Origin of the sequence: Mesorhizobium sp. M4A.F.Ca.ET.090.04.2.1, from assembly GCF_003999085.1 — a bacterium.
Lineage (GTDB): Bacteria > Pseudomonadota > Alphaproteobacteria > Rhizobiales > Rhizobiaceae > Mesorhizobium.
This window is the reverse complement of record NZ_RZOT01000485.1, coordinates 1-4796: the sequence shown is the minus strand read 5'-3', so window position 1 is coordinate 4796 and position 4796 is coordinate 1. Positions and strand designations below refer to the sequence as shown.

At 63.5% G+C, this 4796-nt stretch carries 5 protein-coding genes and 1 pseudogene; 5 read left to right on the top strand and 1 reads right to left on the bottom strand.

The genetic code is table 11. The features are described from left to right. A pseudogene (locus tag EN781_RS26220) lies at positions 1-380 on the top strand (alpha/beta hydrolase); the annotation flags it as partial. A 156-nt stretch (positions 381-536) separates the two neighbouring features. Further along, on the top strand, positions 537-2090 hold the full coding sequence (locus EN781_RS26215) for an acetolactate synthase large subunit (protein WP_126058056.1): 1554 nt from the start codon (positions 537-539) through the stop codon (positions 2088-2090). A gap of 23 nt (positions 2091-2113) precedes the next feature. Here EN781_RS26215 and EN781_RS26210 read toward each other — a convergent pair whose 3' ends face one another. Continuing rightward, positions 2114-2416 (bottom strand): BolA family protein, encoded by a 303-nt coding sequence (locus tag EN781_RS26210; protein ID WP_126058057.1) that lies wholly within the window; start codon positions 2414-2416, stop codon positions 2114-2116. A gap of 179 nt (positions 2417-2595) precedes the next feature. On the opposite strand from EN781_RS26210, the gene EN781_RS26205 reads away from it, so the two are divergent. From EN781_RS26205 to EN781_RS34900, 3 genes are all read left to right on the top strand, one after another. Continuing rightward, entirely contained in the window at positions 2596-3225 is a 630-nt protein-coding gene (locus tag EN781_RS26205) for a J domain-containing protein (protein WP_126058058.1), read from the top strand. 123 nt (positions 3226-3348) lie between these two features. After that, positions 3349-4335: a cobaltochelatase subunit CobS gene (gene cobS, locus EN781_RS26200; protein ID WP_126058059.1), complete on the top strand. Its 987-nt coding sequence runs from the start codon at positions 3349-3351 to the stop codon at positions 4333-4335. A gap of 79 nt (positions 4336-4414) precedes the next feature. After that, the coding region (locus EN781_RS34900) for a hypothetical protein (protein ID WP_210213502.1) at positions 4415-4796 on the top strand (382 nt) is incomplete at its 3' end.

The following is a 4796-nucleotide window of genomic DNA, read 5'->3' as shown; positions in this document are numbered from 1 at the left end:
GCGGATTGCCCGGCGTCGCCGCGCTGGTGCTCGATGATACCAAAGCCTACGACATCGAGGCACTGGCCAAGGCGCAGGGCGGCAGGCTGCGGCCGATCTACGCGCAGGCCTTCCCCGACCCGGCCCGATGGCGCGCGCTGTCGCCAGCGACCTATATCGGGAGCGGCAAGCATCCGCCTGTCTTCGTCGCCTATTCGAAAGCGCCGATCCGCGCGGTCGCCGCCCGCGCCTTCACCGATCGGCTGCGGGTGGCCGGCACAAAGGTCACGCTGTTCGACGGCAGCGCCTATACGCACATGGCGATCAACCGCCGCTTCGGCGAGGAGGGCGATGCGTTGACCGGCGCGGCGATGGCGTTCCTGAAGGCGGCGGTCGCCTGACTTCACCGGCTCGCCCGCCTCACCTATGCGGCTGCGTTCGCAGGCAGGGCCGCGCTCCCTAGCCAAACTGGATCACGTCAAAGTCCGCGGCAGGACATTGCAGCTTGAGCGCTAGTGGTTTCAGATGCGGAGGATCGCCACGGCGGAGGGAACGCGATGAATGGGGCCGACGTTCTTTGTGACGTGCTGCTGGCGAACGGCGTCAACGTCTGCTTCGCCAATCCCGGCACGTCCGAAATGCACTTCGTCGCGGCGCTCGACCGCAAGCCGGAGATGCGTTGCGTGCTCGGCTTGTTCGAAGGCGTGGTGACCGGGGCAGCCGACGGTTACGCCAGGATGACCGACCGGCCGGCCGCGACGCTCCTGCACACCGGTCCCGGGCTGGCGAATGGATTGGCCAACATTCACAATGCCCGGCGCGCCCGCGTTCCGATGATCAACATCGTCGGTGACCATGCCTCCTATCATCTGGCGCTCGACGCGCCGCTCACCAGCGACATCGAGAGCCTGGCGGCGCCGATGTCGCGCTGGGTTCGCCGCATCGACGGTCCGGACGATGTCGAACCCGCGGCGCAGGCGGCGTTGCGCGCCTCGCTGACGCCGCCCGATATCACGACCCTGATCCTGCCGGCCGACGCCGCGTGGGGCGGCGCCGGCCCAGTGGTGTCGGCCAAAGTCGAACTGGCACCGGCACCTGCGGTCGACATGGGTACCGTGCGCAAAATTGCCGAGGCCATTGGCGGTGCGCCAGGACGGGTCGGCATGATCGTACGCGGGCTGGCGGCCCGCGAGGAGGCGCTCGAAATCGCCGGCCAGATCGCCGCGGCCATGGAGGTTCGCCTGTTCAGCGAGGTCCTGGTCGCCCGGATGCAGCGCGGCCGTGGTCGCGTGGCGCCGAGCCGCATTCCCTATCCGATCGACGCCGCGCGAACGCTACTGGCGGACATCGATGTCTTGATCCTTGTCGGGGCGAAGGAGCCGGTGGCCTTCTTCGCCTATCCCGGCAAGCCGGGACGGCTGGTGCGAGATGGCTGTGAGGTGCTGACACTCGCAGCGCATGGCGAGGACCTGAAGGCGGTGCTGGCGGCGCTTCGCGACGAACTCGGCATCAAATCGCCGCAGCCGCTCGCGGTCGCGACGGCCTTTCCCGATGAGCCGACACCACGCGGCAGGCTGACCGACGATGCGATCGCGCTTTCCGTGGCGCGGAAACTGCCCGAGAATGCCATCGTCTGCGACGAGGCTGTCACCTCGGCACGGCGCTATTTCGCCCTGTCGGCCTTTGCCGCGCCGCACGACTACATGATGGGCGCAGGCGGATCGATCGGCGGGGGGATTCCGATGGCGACCGGAGCGGCGATCGCCTGTCCCGGCCGCAAGGTCATCAATCTGGAAGCGGATGGCAGCGGCATGTACACGGTGCAGGGGTTGTGGACCCAGGCCCGGGAAAGGCTCGATGTCGTCACCATCATCTTTTCCAACCGGACCTATGCGATCCTGCATGGCGAGATGCGCAATGTAGGGGTCAATGCCATCGGCGAGAACGCAAGGCGGATGCTCGATCTCGACCAGCCGGCGCTGGATTGGGTTTCGCTGGCGAATGGCATGGGCGTGGAAGCGGCGCGCGCCGACACATGCGAGCGGTTCGATGCCTTGCTGGACAGCGCTCTTTCTCGCACGGGGCCGTTCCTCATCGAAGCGCTGATCTGAGCAGCTCGGTAACCCGCCAAGCCTTACCAGCGGGTCTGCTCGCCCGGCGCGGCGGGTTCGATCGCCAGCGCATGCACACCGGCCTTCAGTTCGTCGGCCAGCAATTCGTTGACGGCGCGGTGGCGCTCGATGCGGCTCATGCCGGCAAAGGAAGGCGAGACGATGCGAACGCGGAAATGCGTCTCGCCGGTGCCGTCGAAGGCGCCGTGATGGTCGGAGCCGGAATGATGATGGCCCGCGTGAAGGTGGCTCTCGTTGATGATGACCAGCCGCTCCGGCGAGAATGCCGCCTTCAGCTTGTCTTCCATCGTCGACTGTATGGACATTGGAGCTTCCCTTCACCACATGACGGCATAGCCGCAAATTGTTGACGGCATAGCCGCAACCTATCTACGGCACAGCTGCAAAATCTCAATTTCAGACCGCTTTTAAGCCGCGATTCAGCGGTTAGGGCGATCATCGCGGAAATGTCAATTCTTGTTTCGCACGTGCGAACAGCCCATAAATGGGTGAGATGAAGCCGTATCCCAAATATTTCGAGAAAATCCGCATCCGGCCGGAAAAGGACGCGGAGCTGAAGTCGCGCGCACCGATCTGCCAGTGGGACGGCTGCAAGGAGGCCGGCACCCATCGCGCGCCGGTCGGGCGGCTGAAGGAGGGCGAGTATTTCCGCTTCTGCTTCGAGCATGTGCGCGAGTACAACAAGGGCTTCAACTACTTCTCGGGCGTGCCGGACACCGAGGTCGCCCGCTTCCAGAAAGAGGCACTGACCGGACACCGGCCGACCTGGCGCATGGGAGCCAATGGCGGCGGGATGCGCTCGGCGCCCGATTTCGCCCAGCAGCGCTCCGGCCGCGCCGGCTACTACAACCGCATGCGCGACCCCTTCAACCTATTCAACGGGCCCAAGGATCCGCGCGAGGCGCGCGAGCGCAAGGCCAAGCCCCTTGAGGCCAAGGCACTGGAAACTCTTGGCCTTGATACAAAGGCGACTGGCAAGGATATCAAGGCGCGCTATAAGGAACTGGTTAAGCGTCACCATCCGGATGCGAATGGCGGCGACAGGGGTTCGGAAGACCGGTTCCGCGATGTGCTCCAGGCCTATCGCGTGCTCAAGCAGGCAGGATTGTGCTGAGCGGCCCTACGGTTCGTGTCGTTTTCCAACTTTCACAAGGTTGGAAAAGGCTCTAAGACCGCCCCCGGACAAAATCGATTGCCGGCGAAATCAGCCATTTCGCCCGTGGAGACGTGGATAGAGATGAACAAGGTCGACCGCGACATCGCCAACCTGCCCGACACGACAGTGTCGGTGAAGGACAAATTCGGCTTCGATTCCAAGATGGTGGTGCCGGCCTATTCGGTTTCTTCGGAGCACGTTCCGGACGTCGATCCCGACTATTTGTTCGACAAGAACACGACGATGGCGATCCTCGCCGGATTTGCCTACAACCGCCGGGTCATGGTGTCTGGCTATCACGGCACCGGCAAGTCGACCCATATCGAGCAGGTCGCCGCGCGCCTCAACTGGCCCTGCGTGCGCGTCAACCTCGACAGTCATGTCAGCCGTATCGACCTCGTCGGCAAGGACGCCATCGTCGTCAAGGACGGGCTGCAGGTCACCGAATTCCGCGACGGCATCCTGCCCTGGGCCTATCAGCACAATGTCGCGCTCTGCTTCGACGAGTACGACGCCGGCCGTCCGGACGTGATGTTCGTCATCCAGCGCGTGCTGGAATCTTCGGGCCGCCTGACGCTGCTCGACCAGAGCCGGGTCATCCGCCCGCATCCGGCCTTCCGGCTGTTCGCCACCGCCAACACGGTCGGCCTGGGCGACACCACCGGCCTCTATCACGGCACGCAGCAGATCAACCAGGCGCAGATGGACCGCTGGTCGATCGTCACCACGCTGAACTATTTGCCGCACGACAATGAGGTGAACATCGTGCTGGCCAAGGCCAAGCACTATCGCGACAGCAAGGGCAAGGATATCGTCAACAAGATGGTGCGGGTCGCCGACATGACGCGCTCGGCCTTCATCAACGGCGACCTTTCGACCGTGATGAGCCCGCGTACCGTCATCACCTGGGCAGAAAACGCCGAGATCTTCGGCGATATCGGCATGGCGTTCCGGCTCACCTTTCTCAACAAGTGCGACGAGCTGGAGCGATCGGTGGTCGCCGAATTCTACCAGCGCGCCTTCGGCGAAGATTTGCCCGAATCCGCCGCCAACGTGGTGCTGGGGTAGCGCTGACCTCATGGAAGCGGCGTGCCGGACATTTCTGTGGAGCATCCCGGTACTCTGTTTGTCGATCTGTCAGGCAGCCATGGCTCAGACCGCACCATTTACACCGGGCCAGATTTGGACTTATCACGGAGCAGCGCCCGCTTCCTCGCGAGTAATTGTAGGTGCGGCTGACACTTTTGCGGGAAAAGGCCAGCCGATCGTTTCGATCTCCGTCACCGACGTGCCGATACCGACCAATGAAAAGGAGATGCAGACTGTGGCTCATTTGCCCGTTGCTGCCGATGCGCTGCGGGCGAGTGTCGTTGAGCTTGAGGGCACGGGGTCTGTTCCAGATGGTTTTGAGAGTGGATACCGTCAGTGGCGACAGACTTATGACTCCGGAAAAGCAGGCTATTTCACAATTTCGGTTGAGGGAATTGTCCGGATACTCCGCACTCAATTTGACCAACGGACAACAGGCC